Origin of the sequence: Polynucleobacter sp. HIN5, assembly GCF_030297555.1 — a bacterium.
GTDB lineage: Bacteria > Pseudomonadota > Gammaproteobacteria > Burkholderiales > Burkholderiaceae > Polynucleobacter.
In genome coordinates this window covers 1,748,005-1,768,791 of sequence record NZ_AP028136.1, presented here as the reverse complement: position 1 = coordinate 1,768,791, position 20,787 = coordinate 1,748,005, and the positions used below count along the sequence as shown (strand labels likewise).

Sequence of the window (20,787 nt, the reverse complement as noted above, 5' to 3'; positions counted from 1 at the left end):
AAAAATGAATATTCGTAAATTGCTGATAAAAATTTGGTTTGCGTTTGGTTTTGGAATCTGGAGTTTTGCTGTTGCAGCGCAAGATATGCCGGGCGGTCCCAAAGTAAATCAACTCAATTTCCCAGCCCCCGCAACCAAAATTATGGAAGAGATTCATTGGTTGCATTGGTTCATGATGATCATTTGCTTGGTGATCTTTATTGGCGTTTTCTCCGTGATGTTCTATTCCATTTACAAGCATCGCAAATCCAAAGGTGCTCAGCCCGCATCTTTTCATGAAAGCACATCAGTAGAAATCATTTGGACCGTCATCCCACTCCTCATTGTGATTGGCATGGCACTGCCTGCCACCAAAACAGTGGTCGCGATGAAGGACACCACCAATGCCGATATCACCATTAAAACCACTGGATATCAGTGGAAATGGGGCTATGACTACATTAAGGGCGAAGGCGAAGGCATTAGCTTTCTTTCAACTATGTCGACTTCACGCGAAGCGATTAACAATCTCGCACCCAAGAGCCCAACCTATCTGATGGAAGTCGATCATGAGATGGTTGTACCAGTGAATAAAAAAATTCGTCTTATTACAACAGCCAATGATGTGATTCACGCATGGACCGTTCCGGCCTTTGGTGTAAAGCAAGACGCAATTCCTGGTTTTGTGCGTGATACCTGGTTTAGAGCTGAAAAAATTGGCACCTTCCGCGGACAGTGTTCAGAGCTTTGTGGTGCGCAGCACGCATTTATGCCCATCGTGGTTAGAGTCGTTTCAGAAGAGGATTACACCAAATGGGTTGCACAAAAGAAAAAAGAAATGGCTGCAACCGCAGATGATCCGAGCAAGGTCTACACCTTGGCAGAGCAAATGGATCGTGGTGCGAAGGTTTACGCTACCAATTGCGCTGCATGCCACCAACCGAACGGCAAGGGCGCAGGCGCCTTCCCTGCATTGGATGGCAGCAAGGTTGCACTTGGTCCAAAGGCAGGTAATTTCACAATTTTGATTAATGGCAAGGGTGCCATGCCCAAATGGGGCGGTGTTCTATCCGATGGTGATTTGGCAGCCGTGATGACCTATTACCGCAATGCATGGGGTAACAAGACAGGTGAAGTAGTACAAACTCAAGAGTTTGCATCTGTTCGTACTGGAAAATAACTGAACCTATATAACGAATTGAATTAAACCGGAGCAAATTATGAGCACCATATCCACAACCCACGATCACGCACACGATCATGTACACGATCATCCGCATGGCTGGCGTCGCTGGTTGTTTGCAACCAACCACAAAGACATCGGCACGATGTATTTGATCTTCGCCTTCGTGAGCCTCTTGGCTGGCGGCGTTATGGCGCTTGGTATTCGTTTGGAGCTTTTTCAGCCCGGATTACAATATTTGCGCCCCGAGTTCTTTAATCAGCTAACGACTATGCATGGTTTGGTGATGGTATTCGGTGCCATCATGCCGGCCTTCGTGGGTTTTGCAAATTGGATGATCCCATTGCAAATTGGTGCGTCTGATATGGCGTTCGCCCGTATGAACAACTTCAGTTTTTGGATTCTGCCAGTCGCTGCATTGCTGTTGTTCGGTTCATTTTTAGCACCGGGTGGCGCGCCCTCTGGCGGCTGGACCTTGTATGCACCGTTGACCTTGCAAATGGGACCAGGGATGGATATGGCCATCTTTGCACTTCACTTGTTAGGCGCCTCATCCATTATGGGTTCGATTAATATCATCGTGACCATTTTGAATATGCGCGCACCTGGCATGACACTCATGAAGATGCCAATGTTCTGCTGGACCTGGTTGATTACGGCCTATTTATTAATTGCTGTGATGCCTGTACTAGCTGGTGCGATCACCATGGTTCTCACTGACCGTCATTTTGGAACCAGCTTCTTCTCTGCAGCTGGCGGTGGCGACCCTGTGATGTACCAGCATATCTTCTGGTTCTTCGGTCACCCAGAGGTTTACATCATGATCTTGCCCGCGTTTGGCATTATTAGTGAGGTAGTTCCTGTTTTTGCTAGAAAGCGTTTATTTGGCTATGCCTCGATGGTTTATGCCACATCATCTATCGCAATCTTGTCATTCATTGTTTGGGCCCATCACATGTTTACCACCGGTATGCCGGTGACTGGTCAGCTCTTCTTTATGTATGCCACGATGTTGATTGCAGTTCCAACTGGAGTGAAGATTTTTAATTGGGTTGCGACGATGTGGAAAGGGTCAATGACCTTTGAAACCCCGATGCTATGGGCGATTGGATTCATCTTTGTGTTCACGATTGGTGGCTTTACGGGACTCGTTCTAGCTATGGCTCCAATTGATATTGGCCTACAAGATACCTACTACGTCGTTGCCCATTTCCACTATGTGCTGGTAGCAGGTTCGCTCTTCGCAATGTTTGCAGGCTTTTATTACTGGTGTCCAAAGTGGACAGGTCGTATGGCCGATGAGTTCCGGGGCAAGGTTCATTTCTGGGGTTCGATGTTCTTCTTTAACCTTACCTTCTTCCCAATGCACTTTTTGGGCTTAGCTGGTATGCCACGTCGCTATGCAGATTATCCAACCCAGTTCGCTGATTTCAATTTGATTGCTTCAATCGGTGGTCTGGGCTTTGGCTTAATGCAAGTTTATTTCTTGTTGTATGTTGTGTTGCCAGCATACCGTGGTCATGGCAAGAAAGCTCCAGACAATCCATGGGAGACTGCCAATACCTTGGAGTGGACGGTTCCATCTCCTGCGCCATTCCACACATTTGAGCAGCCTCCCAAGATTAGCTAATGGCACCTTACGTGACCGAGCGATCAAACCCTTTGATGAGCAACCGCCGCCTTGCGGCGGTCTTGCTATCGATTGCGTTGACTTTTTTCTTGGGCATCGTATTGAAGTATTGGATTTTAGGTTAGTCAGATGGCAAACAATCTAGGCGCTCTTAATAAGCAAATCCTACTAAAGCTTCTTTTCCTTGCTGTATTGATGTTTGGTTTTGGTTACGCCTTAGTACCTCTATACAAAGCCCTTTGTGAAGTAACTGGCATTAATGTTGTCACCAGCAAAAATAATTATGGTGTGCGCGCTTATGGAGCAAGTAAGCCCGGCAATAGCCAGGTTGATTACAGTCGAACCATCACGATTGAATTTGACTCCAATAGTCGTGGCCCTTTTGCTTTTAAGCCAGTTAAGAATTTTCTTGAAGTTCATCCAGGCGAGATGCATGAGATTGTCTATGAGGTAGTTAATACCTTGGATCGTCCAGTCGCTGCTCAGGCGATTCCCAGTTATGCCCCAAAGACCGCAACAGAGTTTTTTACGAAGATCGAATGCTTTTGTTTTCAAGAGCAAGCCCTAACCCCACATCAGATTCGGCAAATGCCAGTGGTATTTATTGTTGACCCCAATCTTCCTAAAGACGTTAAAACAATTACCCTGTCATATACCTTTTTTGAGACCGGTATACCAAAACCTGTTGCGAATAGCAAAGAGCCCAAGAAGAAAGCGTCCTCATGAATAAAAAGCCTAACTTTTTTCGCTCAATGCGCGCAGTTTTATGGGCGTTCTTGGGAATTCGTAATAAAGCAGGATTACAAAATGATGTTGCAAGCTTGAGTTTTGTGCACATCATTATTGCTGGTGTATTGGGCGCCGTACTATTTATGGCGATCCTTTTGTTGATTGTGAATTTAGTAGTAACCAATTAATTTTTAGTTAGAAAGAGCGCGATGTCATCAAACTCCACACCGTACTATTTTGTTCCAGGCCCCTCAAAATACCCCGTCCTCGCTAGCATTGGACTGCTTGGCTTTGGTAGTGGCATGTCAGCCTGGGTGAATGGCCTCTCATGGGGAGGGCCGTTGGTCCTAGCAGCAGTTATTTATGTGCTGTTTGTGCTTTACGGTTGGTTTGGCACTGCAATCTCGGAGTCCAATACCGGCAAGAACGGTGTGAACGTCGACGTGTCTTATCGCTGGTCGATGAGCTGGTTCATCTTTTCCGAGATCATGTTCTTTGCCGCATTCTTTGCTGCCCTGTTCTACGCTCGAAGTATTACAGTGCCTTGGCTTGGTGATGTTGACAACAAACTCTTGTGGCCTGATTTTGTAGCAGCATGGCCGACTCTTGGCCCAGCGGATCTTGTTCAAAAATTTAGCACCATTGGCCCTTGGCCAATTCCAACCATCAATACTTTACTGCTGCTGAGCTCAGGTGTTACGGTAACTTGGGCGCATCATGCCTTACGCGAGGGAAATCGTCAGCATGCCATTTATGGTTTGTTTGCCACTGTTTCTTTGGGTCTTATTTTCTTAGGTTTTCAGGCTTACGAATACATCCATGCTTATAGCGACTTGAACCTGAAGCTCACCTCTGGAATTTACGGCTCCACCTTTTTTATGTTGACCGGTTTTCATGGATTCCACGTATTCTTGGGCGGCTTGATGTTAGCGATTATCTTGCGCCGTTTAATTCGTGGCGATTTCACCGCCGAGAATCATTTTGGTTTTGAAGGTGCCGCATGGTATTGGCACTTCGTTGACGTCGTCTGGCTAGGGCTTTATATCGTCATTTACTGGATGTAATGGCGATAGGCGGCAGCACTTGTTGCCGCCTATTGAGGCACTTTCAGGCCGGTGGACTCAATGAGTCCAAAGTAATGGGCAATCCAAATCCCAATGAATAGTGCGATCGATAAACCAATTCTGAGCATCAGCGAGTGAACCATCCTGGAGCTATTGCCCTTGTCTTTCATCATGAAATACAGCGCTGATCCTAAGCTAGCAATGATGACCAACAGAATTAAAACAATTAGCCATTTCATATTGGTACCAAACCTTTGAGTTTATTTCGAGTTCTTATTGTAGAGCGAAGAGTTGCAACCATTGGGATGCTGGTCGTTCTAGCAATAGGTATTTTGGCGGGTCGTTGGCAATTGGGTCGCGCAGAACAGAAAATAATCCTTGCTAATCAAATCAGTGCCATGGCCTCTCGAGAGCAGCTTGATCTGAATGCCAAAAATTGGACTCTTTCAGAGACTGAATTTAGGCCGGTGCGAGCGCGCGGCCGCTTTTTACTCAATGAGGTCATTTGGCTCGACAATCGTCCCAGCCTAAAGCCCCAAACTGGACAGACCCAATCAGGGTTTTATGTGCTGATGCCACTGTTACTCGAGGGTCAGGAAAAGCGTGTTGTTTGGGTTAACCGAGGGTGGGCCCCCAGAAATAATCAAGATCGATTGATATTGCCAAGCATTACAACACCAGAGGGGAGCCTAATTATTGAGGGCGTTGCATTATCGGGCCCTGGAAAGGTGCTAGAACTTGGCAATCAACCAAATAGTCAACTTTCACCCCGGATTCAGCAAAATTTAGATTTAACCTATGAAGCAGGCCGAATTGCATATCCTCAATTGCCCTTCATTATTCGTCAAAATGACCCGGATGAGGGTGATGGATTATCCCGAATTTGGCCTGTAGCAACGACAGGCGTCGATCGCCATTATGCTTATGCTTTCCAATGGTTTTCTTTAGGTGCGGCCGCGCTAGCATTTTGGTTCACAACTGGCTTTATGCGATATCGCAATCAAGGTAAATCAAGTTCATAGGGGTTAGACAGCGGTGAGTGATCAAGATTTATTAATTCCGGCGAGTCAGCTTGACAAGAAGGCAATGGATGCCCGAACGCGTCGTGGCCGGATTCAAATGATATTGGTGTTGCTGGCGTGCGCCGCCCCAGTTATCGCATCGTATTTGGCCTATTACGTTTTTAAGCCTGAGGGTGGAAAGACCAATTACGGCACCCTGATTGTGCCGCCACAGCCAATTAATCCCAGTTGGTTTGAAATTCCATTTAATGGCAAGTGGACCCTGATGGTTGCAAGACCAGCAAGCGAGTGCAAAAAAGGCAATGATGCATGTGTTGAGGTTTTATATCTGATGCGTCAGGTTCGCTTAGCACTTGGTAAAAACAAAAATCGTTTGCAATTAGTATGGGTTGTCAATGATCGTGGCTCCGTTGAGGAGGATATTCAGAAAGCCTATGATCAAGAGAATGCTGGGTTTTACATTATTCCTGCTCCTGATCCAAAAAATGAAGCGGCTTGGCAGGCTTGGTTAAATACTCAAAATTTAGGCCAAGGAATTGCTCTGATTGATCCGAGTGGCGAGAAAATGATGGTCTTTCCCGATAAAACTAGCTCGAGTGACTTTGTGAAGATTCATAAAGATATTGAGCGTCTCCTTAAGTTAAATCGCAAGGGTGAGAAGATATGATGTCTGAAATGGCTCTAATGGTTTTAGAGCTTGCCGGAATCGCCCTCCTGATCGCTGGCTTACCGTTGACCTTCCTTTATTTTAAAAAAGGAATGGGGCTATTTCAAAAGCTCAATTGGACCATCGTATTTTTGACCTTTGATCTGATTTTATTCGGCGCATTTACGCGCTTGAGCGATTCTGGTCTCGGTTGTCCTGATTGGCCAGGTTGCTATGGCACATCCAACCCCTTTCGCGCCATTGAGGAAATTCGGGCGGCAGAAGCTGCAATGCCCACAGGTCCGGTGACGGTTTTTAAGGCGTGGGTTGAAATGATTCATCGTTACTTGGCGATGAGCGTTGGGTCTTTAATCATTATTCAAGTCATCATGGCATTTAATCAGCCAAGCGCAGGCCGCTCCTTAGCTATTAAAGGCAGTTTGTTTTTACTGGTCTTAGTTTGTTTACAAGGCGCATTTGGAGCCTGGACCGTGACCCTTAAGCTGCAACCAATTATTGTTAGTATGCATCTCATCTTGGCATTGATCTTATTTGCCAGCATGGTCTGGTTCGCACAACGTAATGATGCTCGCTATTCAAGTGACTCCAAGACGATTTCAAGCTTATCTGGTGGCCTTGTATTAATCGCTATTGTTGCGCTCTTTGCTCAAATTTTTCTAGGTGCGTGGGTTAGTACTAACTATGCTGTGTTGGCTTGTCCTGATTTTCCAACTTGTATGGGTGTTTGGTATCCCAATATGGATTGGCAAAATGCATTTTTCTTATGGCGCGATTTAGGTGAGGCTAAATCCGGTGAGATGATCCCGATGGCAGCATTAGTCACAATCCACTGGACCCATCGTGTTGGCGCTATTTTTGCCTCTGCTGTTTTGCTCTTCGTTGCTATAAAAGTCATTCGATATCCGGAGCCAAAAGTTCAGTTTTGGGGGAAAGCGATTATTGCATTGCTTGCATTACAAATCGCAACTGGCATATCCAATGTGGTCTTTCAATGGCCATTAGTAGCTGCCTTAATGCATACCGGTGGTGCGGCAGCTATTTTATTTTGCTTGGTGCGTTTAAGTGCGTGGAGTAATAACTATTTTTTATCCGGTAATCCGCACCAGCGAGGGATTGCATGAGCACTGATTTTGTTCGCCCCCCCATGCCTCGCTGGAGACAGTACTGGGTACTAACTAAGCCAAGAGTGACTCAGCTCGCGGTATTTTGCGCCATTATTGGCATGTTTTTAGCGACCCCTGGGATGGTTCCCTGGTCGATATTAATTGGTGGATCGATCGGCATTTGGTTGTTAGCGGGTGCAGCCTTTGCAGTGAACTGTCTGATTGAGCAGGCAGTTGATGCCAAAATGCGTCGAACCGCATGGCGCCCCTCGGCAACGGGCGAGATTACTCCTTGGCAAATTATCATTTTCTCTTGCATTTTGGGGGCCGCGGGGATGGCAGTACTGTGGATTTACACCAATCCCCTCACGATGTGGCTTACCTTTGCAACATTTGTTGGCTACGCCGTCATTTATACCTGGTTCTTAAAGCCAGCAACCCCTCAAAATATTGTGATTGGCGGGCTTTCTGGTGCTATGCCACCCGCGTTGGGTTGGGTGGCCGTTACCAATCAATTGTCAGCAGAAGCATGGTTATTGGTGCTCATCATTTTTGTGTGGACCCCACCGCATTTTTGGGCATTGGCACTCTATCGACGCGAAGATTATGTTCAGGCGGGCTTACCAATGTTGCCCGTGACGCATGGTGAGCGATTTACTTTACTCAATATCTTGCTCTATACGCTCATCTTATTAGCGGCCTCGATTCTCCCTTATGTCTATGGAATGAGTGGCTTATTTTATTTAGTTTGCGCCCTGATTCTTAGTGGTATTTTTGTGATGTATGCAATCCGCCTCTATCAAGACTACAGCGATCAGTTGGCTCGTAAGACATTTAAGTACTCTATTAGTTATTTAGCTCTATTGTTTGCTGCCATTTTGATCGATCATTACTTATAACCCATGAAAAAACTAGCTCTTTTATTCGCCATGTTTTTGTTGGTAGCTTGTTCAAAACCCAGCTTTAAAAATGTTGACATTACCGGCAGTAAATCGTTTGGCTCTAATTTTGAACTTTTGGATCCCAGTGGTCAGGTGAAAACGATGGCTGATTTCAAAGGTAAGGCTGTATTAATTTTCTTTGGCTATACCCACTGCCCAGATGTTTGTCCTTCGACATTGATTGAAATGCAAGAAGTCATGAAAACCTTAGGCCCCCTATCCGATCGGGTACAAGTTATTTTTATTACAGTCGATCCGCACCGAGATACCGCAGAGCTCATGGCGCAATACCCCCCTGCATTTGATCCACGATTTATAGGTTTGCGACCAGCCAACGATGAGGCGCTTGCTAAGGTTGCCAAAGATTTTAAGGTGTATTACAACAAGGTTCCTGGCAGTAACCCCAAAAACTATACGATGGATCACACAGCTGGGAGCTACGTCTTTGATCCCAATGGTAATTTACGCCTCTATATCAAGCATGGACAGGGCGCTGAGCCGATTGCGCATGACCTAAAAGTGTTACTTCAATGAGTCTTAATGAAGTGTTGTACTTTCATCTTTTAAGAGCGCGCGTAACTTTTTAAAGGCAGCGACCTCTATTTGACGCACCCGTTCAGCAGAGATCCCCAATTCCTTGGCAAGATCATGCAAAGTCTTGCCACCTTGACCTTCTGCATTGACTGCTAACCAACGGCTTTCAACAATCGCACGACTTCGCTCATCTAAGGTATGCAGTGCTTGCATGAGTTTTGGACCATGCAAGGAGTAGGATTCGTTTTGCTCAATGACGGCAGTTGGCTCTTGGCTCTCATCGGTTAGCCAATGGATTGGTGCAAAGCTTTCTTCATCTTGGCTATCACCCTCGATTGAGATATCGCCTCCCGCAAGACGAATTTCCATTTCTTTTACATCAGCGCCTCGAACATCAAGTGCTTTTGCCAATGACTCAATCTCATCATTGCTCAACGCATTTGCAGAAAGTTTATTGCTGCGCAGATTGAAAAAAAGTTTGCGTTGCGCTTTAGTCGTTGCTACTTTGACCAGACGCCAGTTCTTTAAGATGTACTCATGGATCTCCGCTTTGATCCAGTGAATGGCATACGAAACAAGTCGTACCCCTTGGTTGGGGTCATAGCGCTTCACTGCCTTCATCAGACCAATATTGCCTTCCTGAATGAGGTCCGCATGCGGAATGCCATAGCCCAAGTATTGACGAGCGACCGACGCAACCAGTCGTAAATGCGATAAAACCAGTTGTCGTGCAGCATCTAAATTTTCGGAGCGGCGATATTCTTGCGCCAAGGTATATTCCTGAGCAGCACTTAACATCGGTAAGCGATTAATGTGTGCCAAATAGGCATCAATCGTACCGACTCCAAGGGCTGGTAGAGCTGGCATTGCGAGAGCGATGCTAGAAGAGCCCGTTTTTCGTGTATTCATGATGGTGTTCAAAGTCATCGTTGATAGATTAATTTGAGTTTAGATTGAATCATTTTAGCACTCTTGTCAAGAGAGTGCTAATGCGTCTAATAAACTATAACATATTGATTTATATAGCTATTCTACAAGCTCTTGAGCATAGGCTTTGGCTGAAAATAACTCCAAATCACCCAACTGCTCACCTTTGCCAAGGGCATAGACATAGGTTTTTGGGCCCTGTGTTTGGGAGGGGTTTTGCAACTCTTTACCTAGCGCACAAACTACCCCGCCTTTGGCGGTGCCATCCAATTTGGTGATGATAAGGCCGTGGAGGCCAATCGCGTTTCGAAAGGCCAAAACTTGGGAAATTCCATTTTGACCCGTATTGCCATCGAGGACCAACACAATTTGATGGGGAGCATCGGGGATCAGCTTAGAAATCACCCGCTTTACCTTTTTTAACTCCTCCATCAGATTCGCTTGAGTGGCGAGTCGACCAGCCGTATCAATTAGTACAACATCAACCTGCCGTGATAGGGCGGCCTGGATTGCATCATGTGCAATCGCACCTGCATCGCCGCTCTCTTGGCTTAGCACTTGTACTTGATTGCGCTCACCCCACTCTTTGAGCTGATTACGCGCTGCTGCTCGGAATGTATCCCCAGCAGCGAGGAGCACTGATTTTCCTTGAGCCTGAAAGTGATGACATAGTTTTCCGATCGATGTGGTTTTGCCAGCACCATTAACCCCTACAATCAGCCATACTTCAGGCTTGGCATGCGCGGCGCTTGGGTTTAAGGGGTTTTCAGTGGGCTCTAGGTCACCTAAAAGATGGCTGAGCTCATCAACCAGAACTGCCTTTAAATCCTCAGAATTTGTAATGGAATGCTGTTTGGCCGATTTGCGTAGACTAGTCATTAGAGCGGTCGATGTCGAAACTCCAACATCGGCTTTAATGAGTGACTCCTCTAAATGCTCAAACCAGGCTTCATCCACTCGGTGACGAGTAAAGAGTGAGCTAAGTGTTTTACGTAAACCAAACATTGTCGATACAATCCAAAAGAATGATCTTAACTAGACAATCCATACATCCAAACCATTCATGATAGCGAAATTTCAGTTTATCAATCCAATATCGAGAGCCATGAAGCAGGTATTGATAACTTTGACTACTCTCTGTTTACTCGTCTCGGGGAATGCTTTTGCTTCTGCGTCAGATACCCATGAGTATCAACTCAAGAATGGCTTACGCCTGATTGTGCGTGAGGATCATCGTGCACCGACGGTTGTTCATATGGTGTGGTATCGCGCCGGATCCATGGATGAGGTCAATGGAAAAACCGGCGTTGCCCATGTGCTTGAACATATGATGTTTAAGGGAACTAAAACGGTCAAATCAGGGGAGTTCTCGCGGATGGTGGCTGCTGTAGGCGGACGTGAGAACGCCTTTACCGCACGCGATTTCACTGGGTATTTTCAGCAGATTGAGAAATCAAAGCTGGCAGAAGTGATGCGGCTTGAAGCCGATCGAATGGCTAATCTCCAATTCTCTGATGAGGAGTTTGGGCGAGAGCTTCAGGTGGTAATGGAAGAGCGACGCTTACGTACGGAAGATAATCCAGCGAGTTTGATGCGTGAGTTGCTCATGGCAACGGCATTTATTAGCTCTCCGTATCGTCATCCCATTATTGGCTGGATGAACGACTTGCAAAATATGCAGCCTGTCGATGCGCGGCAGTGGTATCGCGATTGGTATGCACCGAATAATGCTGTGGTTGTGGTGGCGGGCGATGTTAATCCACTGGCGGTGAAAGCATTAGTAGAAAAGTATTATGGACCCATACCAGCAAAAAAATTACCTGAGCGCAAACCTCAGCTCGAACCTGAGCAAAAAGGGGAGAAGCGCGCTACGTTGAAGGCTCCTGCTGAGAGTCCACAAATCATGATGGCATGGAAAGTTCCCAAACTGGATCCCAAAAAAATGGATGAAGTGGATCCTTACGCATTACTTGTATTATCTGCCGTCTTAAGTGGGCACGATAACTCACGGTTAAATCGAGAACTGGTTCGCAATCAACGAGTTGCGAATAGCGCCGGAGCAACTTATGAATTAATTAGCCGTGGGCCAGAGCTTTTTGTGATCGGTGCAACAGCGGCCAAAGGTCAAACCGTGCAGGATCTTGAAAAGGGCATTGTCCAGACCTTGAGAGATATTGCCAATCAAGGGGTTACTGAATCTGAGTTAAAGCGTATTAAGGCGCAATTGCTCGCTTCACAAATATACAAACGCGATTCCATTTTTGCTCAGGCTATGGAAATTGGTAGTTCAGAGATGGCCGATGTCTCTTGGCGAGATTTGGATCAGATGATTGAGCGAATCCAGTTAATTCAATCGGATCAAATCCAACGAGCCGTCAAGACCTATTTGGTCAACGATGGTTTAACCATCGTCACCTTGAATCCCCAGCCACCTTCAATGCTGGCGAAGCCGCGCGGAATATCAGGTAGTTTGCGCCATTAAAAGGGAACACAATGCACCATATTCATCATGTTTTTAAAGGACTAATCGTCTTAATAACAACATTATTTGTGGTTTCGGCTCATGCAGTATTGCCAATCCAAGCGATTCCCTTAAGTAATGGCACAAAAGCTTATTTGATTCAAACGAATGCCATACCAATGGTCGATATTGAAATTAGCATTGATGCTGGTAGTCGCTTTGATCCAAAAGATCAAAGCGGTTTAGCGTCGTTGACCGCTGCGATGCTAACCCGCGGCATTCAGTGGCAGGGCGGCATTTTGAATGAGGCCCAACAGGCAGATGCAATTGCTGAATTGGGAGCTAGTATTAGTGCCTCTGCTTCAGGTGAGAGAGCCATCGTGCGTGCTCGGTCACTGAGTAAACCCGATATTTTTGATCCACTCCTGCAACTTCTAGTAGCTAGCGTATCGAAACCTATCTTTGATCCATCGATTTTGATACGGGAGAAGCAGCGCGTTAGTGCCGCGATTCAGGAGGGCGATACGAAGCCAGAAGTCGTTCTGCAAAAACGGTTTCGTCAAGAGGTATTCGGAAGTTATCCGTTAGCACGATCCCCTAGTATTGAATCGATTGCGACTATCAAAGAGGGTGACCTAAAGCGATTTCATCAGGATTTCTATTGCCAAGACCGAGTCATTGTGAACATTGTAGGTAATGTCGATCCAGCCAGAGCAAAGCAAATCGCCGAACAAATTATTACAGTATTACCCTCTAAGGGACCAGTAATTCCTGCATTACCACCTTTGGAGCGCTCTCCGATAGAGCCTGAATCCAAGCGTTTGATCCGAATTCCATTTCAAACACAGCAAACCCATATTGCAATGGGTATGACCGCGATTGCTCGAGATAATCCTGACTATTTCCCGTTACTCGTCGGAAACTATGTATTGGGCGGTGGCGGTTTTGTATCTCGCTTGGTTGGTGAGGTTCGGGACAAGCGTGGATTTGCATATAGCGTATTCAGTTACTTTCAGCCGGGGCGCGATACCGGAACGTTTGAGGCGGGCTTGCAAACCCGAAATGATCAAGCAGATCAAGCGTTGAATGTTCTGCATGAGACGATTGCGCGTTTTATTGAAGATGGTCCAAGCGATGCAGAATTAGCGGCTGCAAAAGCAAACTTAATCAATGGCTTTCCATTGCGACTCGATAGTAACCGCAAACTACTTGATAACCTTTCAGCAATTACTTGGAATCAGTTACCACTCAACACCCTCGATATTTGGACACAACAAGTCGCAGCGGTCAAAAAGGATGATGTGCGTAATGCGTTTAAACGACACTTAGATATGCGCAGAATGATCAGTGTTCTCGTTGGGGGTACTCCCTAATTGGCACTGAGCCATCGAATTCGGATTATTGGCGGTGTGTGGCGTAGCCGGCAGATTCAGGTTTTAGATCAACAGGATTTGCGCCCCAGTTCTGATCGGGTTCGTGAGACGCTTTTTAATTGGTTAGGCCCAGACCTTAGCGGCCTAAAGGCAATTGATGTGTTTGCTGGTTCTGGGGCTCTTGGTTTTGAGGCCGCCTCTCGCTCAGTTGATGCGGTGGTATTGATTGAAAACGATAAACGAACCTATAACCAGCTCTTGAGGCAGTATCAGCTCCTGAATTCTTATCCAATTTGTGGGGAAGTGAAAATCCTTCATGGGGATGGCATTGCGTATTTACAAGACGCTATTGATCAATCGGTCCAGTTGATTTTTTTAGATCCCCCATTTAGTCAACCCGAGTTACTCATTCGTGCGGTACATGAGGCTGGTCGAGTGTGTCACGATCAAGGGCGGGGCGGAATTTATATTGAATGCCCCAATGCCTTTGATCTCACTAAATTGGAGGGCTTATTACCCAATTGGACTCCTATTAAATCAATGGAAACGGCCCAAGTAAAAGCCGTATTGTTTCGCCGAAGTTCGAGCTAAACTCCTGTTTATTCACATAAATAAGGGGGTCTTTATGACCATTGCTGTCTATCCAGGAACCTTTGACCCATTTACCCGTGGGCATGAAGATTTAGTTCGCCGCGCCTCGAGTATTTTCACTAAGCTGATTGTTGGGGTGGCTGATAGTAAAAATAAGCGTCCTATTTTTACACTTGAGGAACGGATTGAAATCGCTAAAGAGGTGTTGGGTCACTATTCGAATGTTGAAATAGCGGGATTTTCTGGACTATTGAAAGACTTTGCTCGAGAGCATTCTGCCCGAGTGATTGTGCGTGGTTTGCGTGCCGTATCGGATTTTGAGTATGAGTTTCAGATGGCCGGTATGAATCGCTACTTACTGCCAGATGTGGAGACTTTATTTTTGACCCCATCGGATCAATATCAATTTATTTCTGGTACCTTTGTCCGTGAAATTGCACTCATGGGTGGCGATGTGAGTAAGTTTGTTTTTCCCTCAGTGGAAAAATGGTTACAAAAGAGGAATGCCCAAATTAAATCGACTTAGGCTATTCTGACCATTCTTTTGGGGATATCAATATGGCATTAATGATTACAGACGAGTGCATCAACTGTGATGTCTGTGAGCCAGAATGCCCAAATGATGCGATTTATATGGGGATTGAGATCTATGAAATCGATCCCAATAAATGTACCGAGTGCGTGGGGCATTTTGATGCTCCTCAATGCCGTCAAGTATGCCCGGTTGATTGTATTCCGCTTAATCCTAATTATTCTGAAACCCAAGAGCAGTTGCTCGAAAAATACAAAGTCTTGAGTGCTCTCAAGCAAGCTAATTAAATGATTTAATTCGGGCCGTGCAGGATTTGCATAGCATCTTGTGTATTGCCCTCAAGAACCAGGGGCAAAATGCTAATTGCTTTCGTGATGGCCGCATCTAATTTCTCTTGTTCTTCCGAGCTTGGTTTTTTTAGAACATAGTCGGCAACATCCATTCTCGCTAGATTGCCGGGTAGATCGCGTGGGTGACCAATCCCAAAACGCAGCCGCCAAAATTGGGGGCTTGATAAATGCTGTTGGATGTCCTTTAGGCCATTGTGGCCCCCATTACCACCGCCCTTTTTAAGACGAGCCGTGCCGGCTTTGAGGTCTAGTTCGTCATGAGCTACCAGCACTTCACTCGCCCCGATCTTATGAAAGCGGCATAGGGGACCTACAGCCTCTCCGCTGAGATTCATAAAGGTGTCAGGTTCCAATAGGTAAATATCATGACCTTTAATTTGGATTTTTGCGATTCGACCATTAAATCGCTTCTCAGGCTGAAGAAATTGTTTATGTTGAGCGGCCAGACGGTCAACAAACCAAAACCCTGCATTATGCCGGTCAGCCTCATGCTTTGATCCAGGATTTCCGAGTCCAACAATTAAGCGAATCATTTTTTTCAGTAGGTTGAGGCTAGGTAGTCCAACTATAAACGACTTCAACGGGGCAATAAAAAACCCGCATAAAGCGGGTTTCTACGAGAGCGAAACGATTTAGCTCTTCACTTCTTTATCAGCAGCTGGTGCAGCGGCCTCAGTAGCTGGAGCAGCTTCAGCGCCTGGTTCTGGTTCTGCCTTAACCGCAGGAACGCGAGCATTTGCGATCACAGGGTTTTCTTGCTCGATATGAAGAACGAGGCTAACACCTTTGGGTAGCGCAACATCTTTGGCATGAATTGACTGGCCGACCACGATTTTGCTCAGATCCACTTCCAAGAACTCTGGAAGATCACCTGGCAAGCAAGTGATTTCGATTTCATTGGCAATATGGCTAACAACAGCCCCACCAAACTTGACCGCTTCTGATTCTTCAGCACCCTTGAAGTGCAGAGGAACGCGCATATGAATTTTCTCACTGGCGGATACACGTTGGAAATCAATGTGCAAAACCAATGGTTTAAAAGGATGCATCTGATAATCACGCAATAAGGCTTTTTGTGATTTACCGTTTAACTCGATATCCAAAATGGATGAATGGAAAGCTTCTTTCCGCAAGGCGTGGAATAAAGCGTTATGGTCTAACTCGATTGCGCAGGGAGATTCTTGCTTTCCGCCATAGATAATTCCGGGGGTTTTCCCAGAATTGCGCAGGCGGCGGCTCGCACCAGTGCCCTGTACGCTTCGTTCAAATGCAACAACTTTCATGATGACTCCAAATTAAGGGTTAATTTCCGTCCGCGACCAAACGGAAAGCCTTAAATTATAGCTTGAAAGAGTAAAAATTCAGGAGAAATCAGTTGCTTAGGAAGCTATTCAGCAAAAAGCGACATGACTGAGTCGCCTTTGGTGATGCGTAAAATCGTTTCCGCAAGGAGCGGAGCAACACTTAACTGCCTGATTTTATTGACTGATTTTGTATCCTGTTTCAATGGAATCGTGTCAGTAACCACTAACTCATCAATTTCAGATCCTGCAATGCGAGCGGCTGCGCCCCCGGATAGAACCGGGTGGGTGCAGTAGGCTGTCACGCTTTTAGCGCCCCGTTCTTTAAGAACCTCCGCCGCCTTACAAAGGGTGCCGCCCGTATCAATAATGTCGTCCATAATGACGCAGTGGCGGTTTTCTACCTCACCAATTAAATGCATCACCTCAGACACATTGGGCTTTGGTCTGCGTTTATCAATAATGGCTAGATCACAGCTTAATTGTTTGGCAAATGCCCTGGCGCGCACCACGCCGCCAATGTCAGGGGATACCACGGTCAGGTCAGGCTGGTTTTTTGCCCTTAGGTCCCCTAAAAGGACGGGGGAGGCATAGATATTGTCGACCGGGATATCAAAAAATCCTTGGATCTGGTCTGCATGTAAGTCCATCGTGAGAACACGCTCTACGCCAGCAACGGATTGCAGCATATTGGCGACAATTCTGGCAGAAATCGCAACCCGTGCAGAACGGGGACGGCGGTCTTGACGGGCGTAACCAAAGTAAGGGATGACCGCAGTAATCCGGTTGGCTGATGCCCTTTTGAGGGCATCAATCATGATCATCAGTTCCATTAGATTGTCATTGGTGGGATCACAGGTCGACTGGATTACGACAACATTCTTACCGCGAACGTTTTCCTGGATTTCAACCTGGATTTCACCATCAGAAAAACGGCCAACGAAGGCCTTTCCTAGCTGCAACTGCATTTGGCTAGCAACGGCCTCTGCAAGTGCGGGATTGGCATTGCCAGTGAAAATAGTGAGCGCGTCAGAGTTCATGGTCTTGGCTAGTGTTGGTTATCCATCATAACAATGGCAGGGGAGGAAGGACTCGAACCCTCGCATGCCGGAATCAAAATCCGGTGCCTTGACCAACTTGGCGACTCCCCTACTGCGTCATACTGATTAAACCGAATTGTAAGCGGGATTTTGTTTTAGACCCCGAACAAGCCGACCCACCCACCCTGAGGGAAGTTTGAGCATCTGTTGTTCCAGATCGTGTCGATTGATCGATTCTGATAGCATAGCAAACACGCTACTACCGGATCCAGACATCTTACGGGTAGCATCTGGGAGCGTTTGCGCCAACCAATTTAATGCTCGATTTACTTCAGGGCAGAGCTCACAAGCAACTGGTTGGAGGTCGTTTGTAAACTGCCCAACTTCACCAGTGTTTGCAAGAAAGTCTGCCATTGTAATCGGAGCATGATTTCGGGTCAATTGATCGGATTGAAACACGGCCTGAGTTGCAATCGACTCTCCTGGAAAAATAATCAAGAACTTCTGATCAGGTAGATCAATCGATTCCAGTTGCTCGCCAATCCCTTGCACAAATGCGTTTTGACCAAATAAAAAAAATGGCACATCGGCGCCTAGCTTTAATCCTAGCTCACTCAATTCGGCTGGGGGAAGATGAAGATCCCAGAGATGGTTTAAACCAATTAACACTGTAGCTGCATCGGATGATCCACCACCTAAGCCCGCTCCAATCGGAATATTTTTCTCAAGATGAATTTCAACCCCGTATGGGTAGTGCGTGTGGTTTTTCAATAATTGCGCGGCCCGTACGACCAGATCATTCTCAGGGGAAATCTGTGGATTACCGCCGTACCGAATAATAGTGCTTTGCTTGAGCGAAATTAAAGAAATACGATCATACCAATCGACCAATTGAAATACCGATTGAAGCTCGTGATATCCATTTGGACGTCGACCGGTCACATGAAGAAATAAATTGATTTTGGCTGGAGCCAGGAGCTCGAGGCGATTACTCATTCACTTGATCGAAAATTAGGCGCACATCAATCGAGCCTGTGTTGGTGTTTCTGGTCATCGTAAGACGCTCAATCTTCTTATTCTCATTCCATATATAGGCTAAATCCCATCCGTCTTGCGAGATCCGTTTGACTTGACCTTGGCTATCACGCTCAAGCTTGGCAGGGCTACCAGCGCGTAACTGCCCATTTAGCCAATTGGATAAACCACGCGCAGGCAATGGCAAGCCCAAGGTATTTTGAATTAAGGTGTCAGCGTCAATCGCACTCACTTTTTTACCGTCACGTTCTAGAATGGCTTCGCCCGGATTAATTGTGATCTTGGCAATTGCGCCTCCCATGGCCCCCCGGATTTCTAAGGTATCACTCAAGCCATTTTTGGTAAGGGTAAAACTGCCTGATCCACCTTGATTATTATTGGTGGGTCGATCGCTTGCTTTTACCGCAAAACGTCCATCCCATTGACTAGCGACCACATCCATGGAGATCGCCCAAGATGGTTTTAGGCGCTTTAAGGTCTCGCGCAGGGTGGCATTATTTGCGTCGATCAATTCACCCTGGCGCCAAGCTTCCTCTGCCTCAATGGGTCGGTTAAGGGTCCAGAGGACCTCACCAAGATGGGCGGCAATATCAGCCTCAGGCTTAATACGAAATGCATCTTGAAGTTGGTTTAAGGCAATCTCTTTGTTGCCCAAACGAAAATTAACCCAACCCAAACTATCCAAAATAAACGGATCTTTGGGATCAAGGTTGTGCGCTTTAAGAATTAGCTCATACGCCTCATTCAGTTTGACATTTCGGTCGGCCAAGGAGTAGCCAAGCGCATTGAGTGCTTGAATATCATTTGGATTGCGTTCAATCAGAGTTTTTAAGGTTTTCTCCATCACCTCAAACTGACCGGATTTCTCAGCAGCCAAAGCATAGGTATACAAAATTTGAGGATTGGAAGGTGGTGGAACGAGGGCCGCGACAATGTTGTAAAAAGCATTTAAAGCCGCTCTCTCATCTTGAGCCCGACCCAATAGGCTCTGCCACTGCAGCAAAATCTGTTCGCGTTCTCTAATATTTTGTTCCTTAAGAAGGGCGATCGCTGGTGTGACGGCATCAGACCATCGTTGATTGAGCATGAGAAGGGTAACTAATACCTCCTTGGGTTTACTCTGGCCAGGTAGTGATAGCTCATCCCAAGTTTGTGCGGCGATTAAAGCCAGATCTGCCGCGTTTGCTGCAATCGCAATTTCCATCGCGCGTTGAGCTAAAGCAGGATCCCCTGTTTGTCGTGCAAGGCTCAAGTAGGTTTGATAGGCTAATCCAGCCTCACCTCGCTGCAGCGCAATTTCGGAAGCGAGTATTTCAAATGCTTGCTCGCTGGTAGCCCCTTTGGTCTGAGCTGAAGCAGGAACCAGGAAACCTAAAGAGGAGCAGCAAATAGCCCAAAGCAATCCGCGTTTTAGACACGTATTTGCCAAGATGGAAGTCGATCGATAGCCCATCAGCACATTCTAATCCCCGAATCTACAATGTACCGATGCCAGAACTACCAGAGGTTGAAGTCACGCGTTTGGGGATTAAACCCCACATAGAAGGGCGTCAGATCACGCATGTCAATGTGATTGATGGGCGACTGCGTTGGCCTGTTCCTAAGGATTTGCCAAAAATTCTAAAGGGCCAACGCTTGGATACGGTCGAGCGCCGGGGGAAGTATTTATTGCTCAAAATGACCAATGGCTACCTGATCATTCATTTAGGCATGACCGGGGTATTGCGCGTATTGCCACAGAAGGACCCCCTAAAGCCACACGATCGCGTCTCCATCCACTTCGATAGCCTTAGTTTGCGACTTCATGACCCCAGAAAGTTTGGTGCTGTGTTATGGCACCCATCTAGCAAGGGAGACGTGTTAGAACATCCTTTAATTCAAAAATTGGGGCCAGAGCCCCTTGCTAAAGAGTTTGCTGGGCAGTTGGGTGCGACACATTTGTACCAGTATTCCCGCAAGCGAACGATTTCGGTAAAGGCATTTTTATTGGCCGGGCAAGCGGTGGTTGGCGTTGGTAATATTTATTGTTCCGAATCTTTATTTGAGGCCAGTATTCATCCAGCCTTACCCGCTGGCAAATTAACCAATGCACAGTGTGAGCGATTGGCCGAGGCGGTACGTACTATTTTAAAAAGAGCAATTGCCGCCGGTGGGAGCAGTTTGCGCGATTTCGTGGATGCCCATGGTGACCCTGGTTACTTCATGATGCAAACCAAAGTCTACGACCGAGCGAATGAACCGTGTCGGGTGTGCAAAACACCGATTCGGCAAATAACCCAAGGTCAGCGCTCGACCTATTATTGTCCTCGGTGTCAGAAACGATAG

At 46.5% G+C, this 20,787-nt stretch carries 25 protein-coding genes and 1 tRNA gene; 17 read left to right on the top strand and 9 right to left on the bottom strand.

Annotation, left to right across the window (positions count from 1 at the left end; all coding sequences use genetic code 11):
- Positions 1-85: 85 nt before the first annotated feature.
- From coxB to QUE61_RS08885, 6 genes are all read left to right on the top strand, one after another.
- Entirely contained in the window at positions 86-1,159 is a 1,074-nt protein-coding gene (gene coxB, locus QUE61_RS08910) for a cytochrome c oxidase subunit II (RefSeq protein ID WP_458574739.1), read from the top strand.
- A gap of 40 nt (positions 1,160-1,199) precedes the next feature.
- Positions 1,200-2,792, top strand: a complete 1,593-nt coding sequence (gene ctaD, locus QUE61_RS08905) for a cytochrome c oxidase subunit I (RefSeq protein WP_286306869.1) — start codon at positions 1,200-1,202, stop codon at positions 2,790-2,792.
- Positions 2,793-2,869: 77 nt separating this feature from the next.
- Positions 2,870-2,917: a hypothetical protein gene (locus tag QUE61_RS08900; RefSeq protein ID WP_286308349.1), complete on the top strand. Its 48-nt coding sequence runs from the start codon at positions 2,870-2,872 to the stop codon at positions 2,915-2,917.
- 4 nt (positions 2,918-2,921) lie between these two features.
- On the top strand, positions 2,922-3,518 hold the full coding sequence (locus QUE61_RS08895) for a cytochrome c oxidase assembly protein (RefSeq protein ID WP_286306868.1): 597 nt from the start codon (positions 2,922-2,924) through the stop codon (positions 3,516-3,518).
- Positions 3,515-3,709 carry a DUF2970 domain-containing protein gene (locus QUE61_RS08890; RefSeq protein ID WP_286306867.1) on the top strand — a complete coding sequence of 65 codons (195 nt, stop codon included), beginning with the start codon at positions 3,515-3,517 and terminating at the stop codon, positions 3,707-3,709. Before QUE61_RS08895 ends, QUE61_RS08890 begins: the two co-directional genes overlap by 4 nt.
- Before the next feature lie 21 nt (positions 3,710-3,730).
- Positions 3,731-4,585 carry a cytochrome c oxidase subunit 3 gene (locus QUE61_RS08885; protein WP_286306866.1) on the top strand — a complete coding sequence of 285 codons (855 nt, stop codon included), beginning with the start codon at positions 3,731-3,733 and terminating at the stop codon, positions 4,583-4,585.
- A 29-nt stretch (positions 4,586-4,614) separates the two neighbouring features.
- Here the strand turns inward: QUE61_RS08885 and QUE61_RS08880 are convergent, their stop codons facing one another.
- A complete protein-coding gene (locus tag QUE61_RS08880; protein WP_108509147.1) occupies positions 4,615-4,824 on the bottom strand; it encodes a twin transmembrane helix small protein in 210 nt (69 codons plus the stop codon).
- Positions 4,825-4,890: 66 nt separating this feature from the next.
- Here QUE61_RS08880 and QUE61_RS08875 point away from each other — a divergent pair, with 66 nt between their 5' ends.
- Genes QUE61_RS08875 through QUE61_RS08855 form a run of 5 tightly spaced genes read left to right on the top strand, consistent with a single transcriptional unit; the run spans position 4,891 to position 8,852 of the window.
- Complete coding sequence (locus tag QUE61_RS08875; RefSeq protein WP_286306865.1) at positions 4,891-5,607, top strand: SURF1 family protein; 717 nt, start codon at positions 4,891-4,893, stop codon at positions 5,605-5,607.
- A 13-nt stretch (positions 5,608-5,620) separates the two neighbouring features.
- Positions 5,621-6,274 carry a hypothetical protein gene (locus tag QUE61_RS08870; RefSeq protein ID WP_286306864.1) on the top strand — a complete coding sequence of 218 codons (654 nt, stop codon included), beginning with the start codon at positions 5,621-5,623 and terminating at the stop codon, positions 6,272-6,274.
- Entirely contained in the window at positions 6,271-7,395 is a 1,125-nt protein-coding gene (locus QUE61_RS08865; RefSeq protein WP_286306863.1) for a COX15/CtaA family protein, read from the top strand. Before QUE61_RS08870 ends, QUE61_RS08865 begins: the two co-directional genes overlap by 4 nt.
- Positions 7,392-8,276: a heme o synthase gene (gene cyoE, locus QUE61_RS08860; protein WP_108509144.1), complete on the top strand. Its 885-nt coding sequence runs from the start codon at positions 7,392-7,394 to the stop codon at positions 8,274-8,276. The genes QUE61_RS08865 and cyoE overlap by 4 nt, the downstream gene beginning before the upstream one ends.
- 3 nt (positions 8,277-8,279) lie before the next feature.
- Positions 8,280-8,852, top strand: coding sequence for an SCO family protein (locus QUE61_RS08855; protein WP_286306862.1), 573 nt, complete (start codon positions 8,280-8,282; stop codon positions 8,850-8,852).
- A gap of 3 nt (positions 8,853-8,855) precedes the next feature.
- On the opposite strand, the gene rpoH is transcribed toward QUE61_RS08855, so the two are convergent.
- Together rpoH and ftsY are read right to left on the bottom strand one after the other, a co-directional pair.
- Positions 8,856-9,761: an RNA polymerase sigma factor RpoH gene (gene rpoH, locus QUE61_RS08850; RefSeq protein WP_458574714.1), complete on the bottom strand. Its 906-nt coding sequence runs from the start codon at positions 9,759-9,761 to the stop codon at positions 8,856-8,858.
- Positions 9,762-9,878: 117 nt separating this feature from the next.
- Positions 9,879-10,784, bottom strand: coding sequence for a signal recognition particle-docking protein FtsY (gene ftsY, locus QUE61_RS08845; RefSeq protein ID WP_286306861.1), 906 nt, complete (start codon positions 10,782-10,784; stop codon positions 9,879-9,881).
- A gap of 58 nt (positions 10,785-10,842) precedes the next feature.
- Here ftsY and QUE61_RS08840 point away from each other — a divergent pair, with 58 nt between their 5' ends.
- The 5 genes from QUE61_RS08840 to QUE61_RS08820 are packed head-to-tail and all read left to right on the top strand — an operon-like array spanning position 10,843 to position 15,023.
- The gene (locus tag QUE61_RS08840; protein WP_286306860.1) at positions 10,843-12,261 is read left to right on the top strand and encodes a M16 family metallopeptidase; all 1,419 of its coding nucleotides are present in this window, start codon (positions 10,843-10,845) and stop codon (positions 12,259-12,261) included.
- Positions 12,262-12,272: 11 nt separating this feature from the next.
- Positions 12,273-13,613: a M16 family metallopeptidase gene (locus tag QUE61_RS08835; RefSeq protein ID WP_286306859.1), complete on the top strand. Its 1,341-nt coding sequence runs from the start codon at positions 12,273-12,275 to the stop codon at positions 13,611-13,613.
- A complete protein-coding gene (rsmD, locus tag QUE61_RS08830) occupies positions 13,614-14,204 on the top strand; it encodes a 16S rRNA (guanine(966)-N(2))-methyltransferase RsmD (protein ID WP_286306858.1) in 591 nt (196 codons plus the stop codon).
- Between the two features lie 34 nt (positions 14,205-14,238).
- Positions 14,239-14,730, top strand: a complete 492-nt coding sequence (gene coaD, locus QUE61_RS08825) for a pantetheine-phosphate adenylyltransferase (protein ID WP_286306857.1) — start codon at positions 14,239-14,241, stop codon at positions 14,728-14,730.
- Positions 14,731-14,762: 32 nt separating this feature from the next.
- A complete protein-coding gene (locus QUE61_RS08820; protein WP_286306856.1) occupies positions 14,763-15,023 on the top strand; it encodes a YfhL family 4Fe-4S dicluster ferredoxin in 261 nt (86 codons plus the stop codon).
- 5 nt (positions 15,024-15,028) lie between these two features.
- Here QUE61_RS08820 and pth read toward each other — a convergent pair whose 3' ends face one another.
- The 6 genes from pth to QUE61_RS08790 all read right to left on the bottom strand — a co-directional run bounded on the left by pth (position 15,029) and on the right by QUE61_RS08790 (position 19,915).
- Positions 15,029-15,619 (bottom strand): aminoacyl-tRNA hydrolase, encoded by a 591-nt coding sequence (gene pth / locus QUE61_RS08815; RefSeq protein ID WP_286306855.1) that lies wholly within the window; start codon positions 15,617-15,619, stop codon positions 15,029-15,031.
- Positions 15,620-15,718: 99 nt separating this feature from the next.
- The gene (locus QUE61_RS08810) at positions 15,719-16,369 is read right to left on the bottom strand and encodes a 50S ribosomal protein L25/general stress protein Ctc (protein ID WP_286306854.1); all 651 of its coding nucleotides are present in this window, start codon (positions 16,367-16,369) and stop codon (positions 15,719-15,721) included.
- A 104-nt stretch (positions 16,370-16,473) separates the two neighbouring features.
- A complete protein-coding gene (locus tag QUE61_RS08805) occupies positions 16,474-17,427 on the bottom strand; it encodes a ribose-phosphate pyrophosphokinase (RefSeq protein WP_286306853.1) in 954 nt (317 codons plus the stop codon).
- Between the two features lie 34 nt (positions 17,428-17,461).
- A tRNA-Gln gene (locus QUE61_RS08800) sits at positions 17,462-17,538 on the bottom strand.
- 15 nt (positions 17,539-17,553) lie between these two features.
- The gene (gene ispE / locus QUE61_RS08795) at positions 17,554-18,423 is read right to left on the bottom strand and encodes a 4-(cytidine 5'-diphospho)-2-C-methyl-D-erythritol kinase (protein ID WP_286306852.1); all 870 of its coding nucleotides are present in this window, start codon (positions 18,421-18,423) and stop codon (positions 17,554-17,556) included.
- Positions 18,416-19,915 (bottom strand): lipoprotein insertase outer membrane protein LolB, encoded by a 1,500-nt coding sequence (locus tag QUE61_RS08790; protein WP_286306851.1) that lies wholly within the window; start codon positions 19,913-19,915, stop codon positions 18,416-18,418. Before QUE61_RS08790 ends, ispE begins: the two co-directional genes overlap by 8 nt.
- Positions 19,916-19,950: 35 nt before the next feature.
- Between QUE61_RS08790 and mutM the strand changes: the two genes are divergently transcribed.
- Positions 19,951-20,787, top strand: a complete 837-nt coding sequence (mutM, locus tag QUE61_RS08785) for a bifunctional DNA-formamidopyrimidine glycosylase/DNA-(apurinic or apyrimidinic site) lyase (protein WP_286306850.1) — start codon at positions 19,951-19,953, stop codon at positions 20,785-20,787.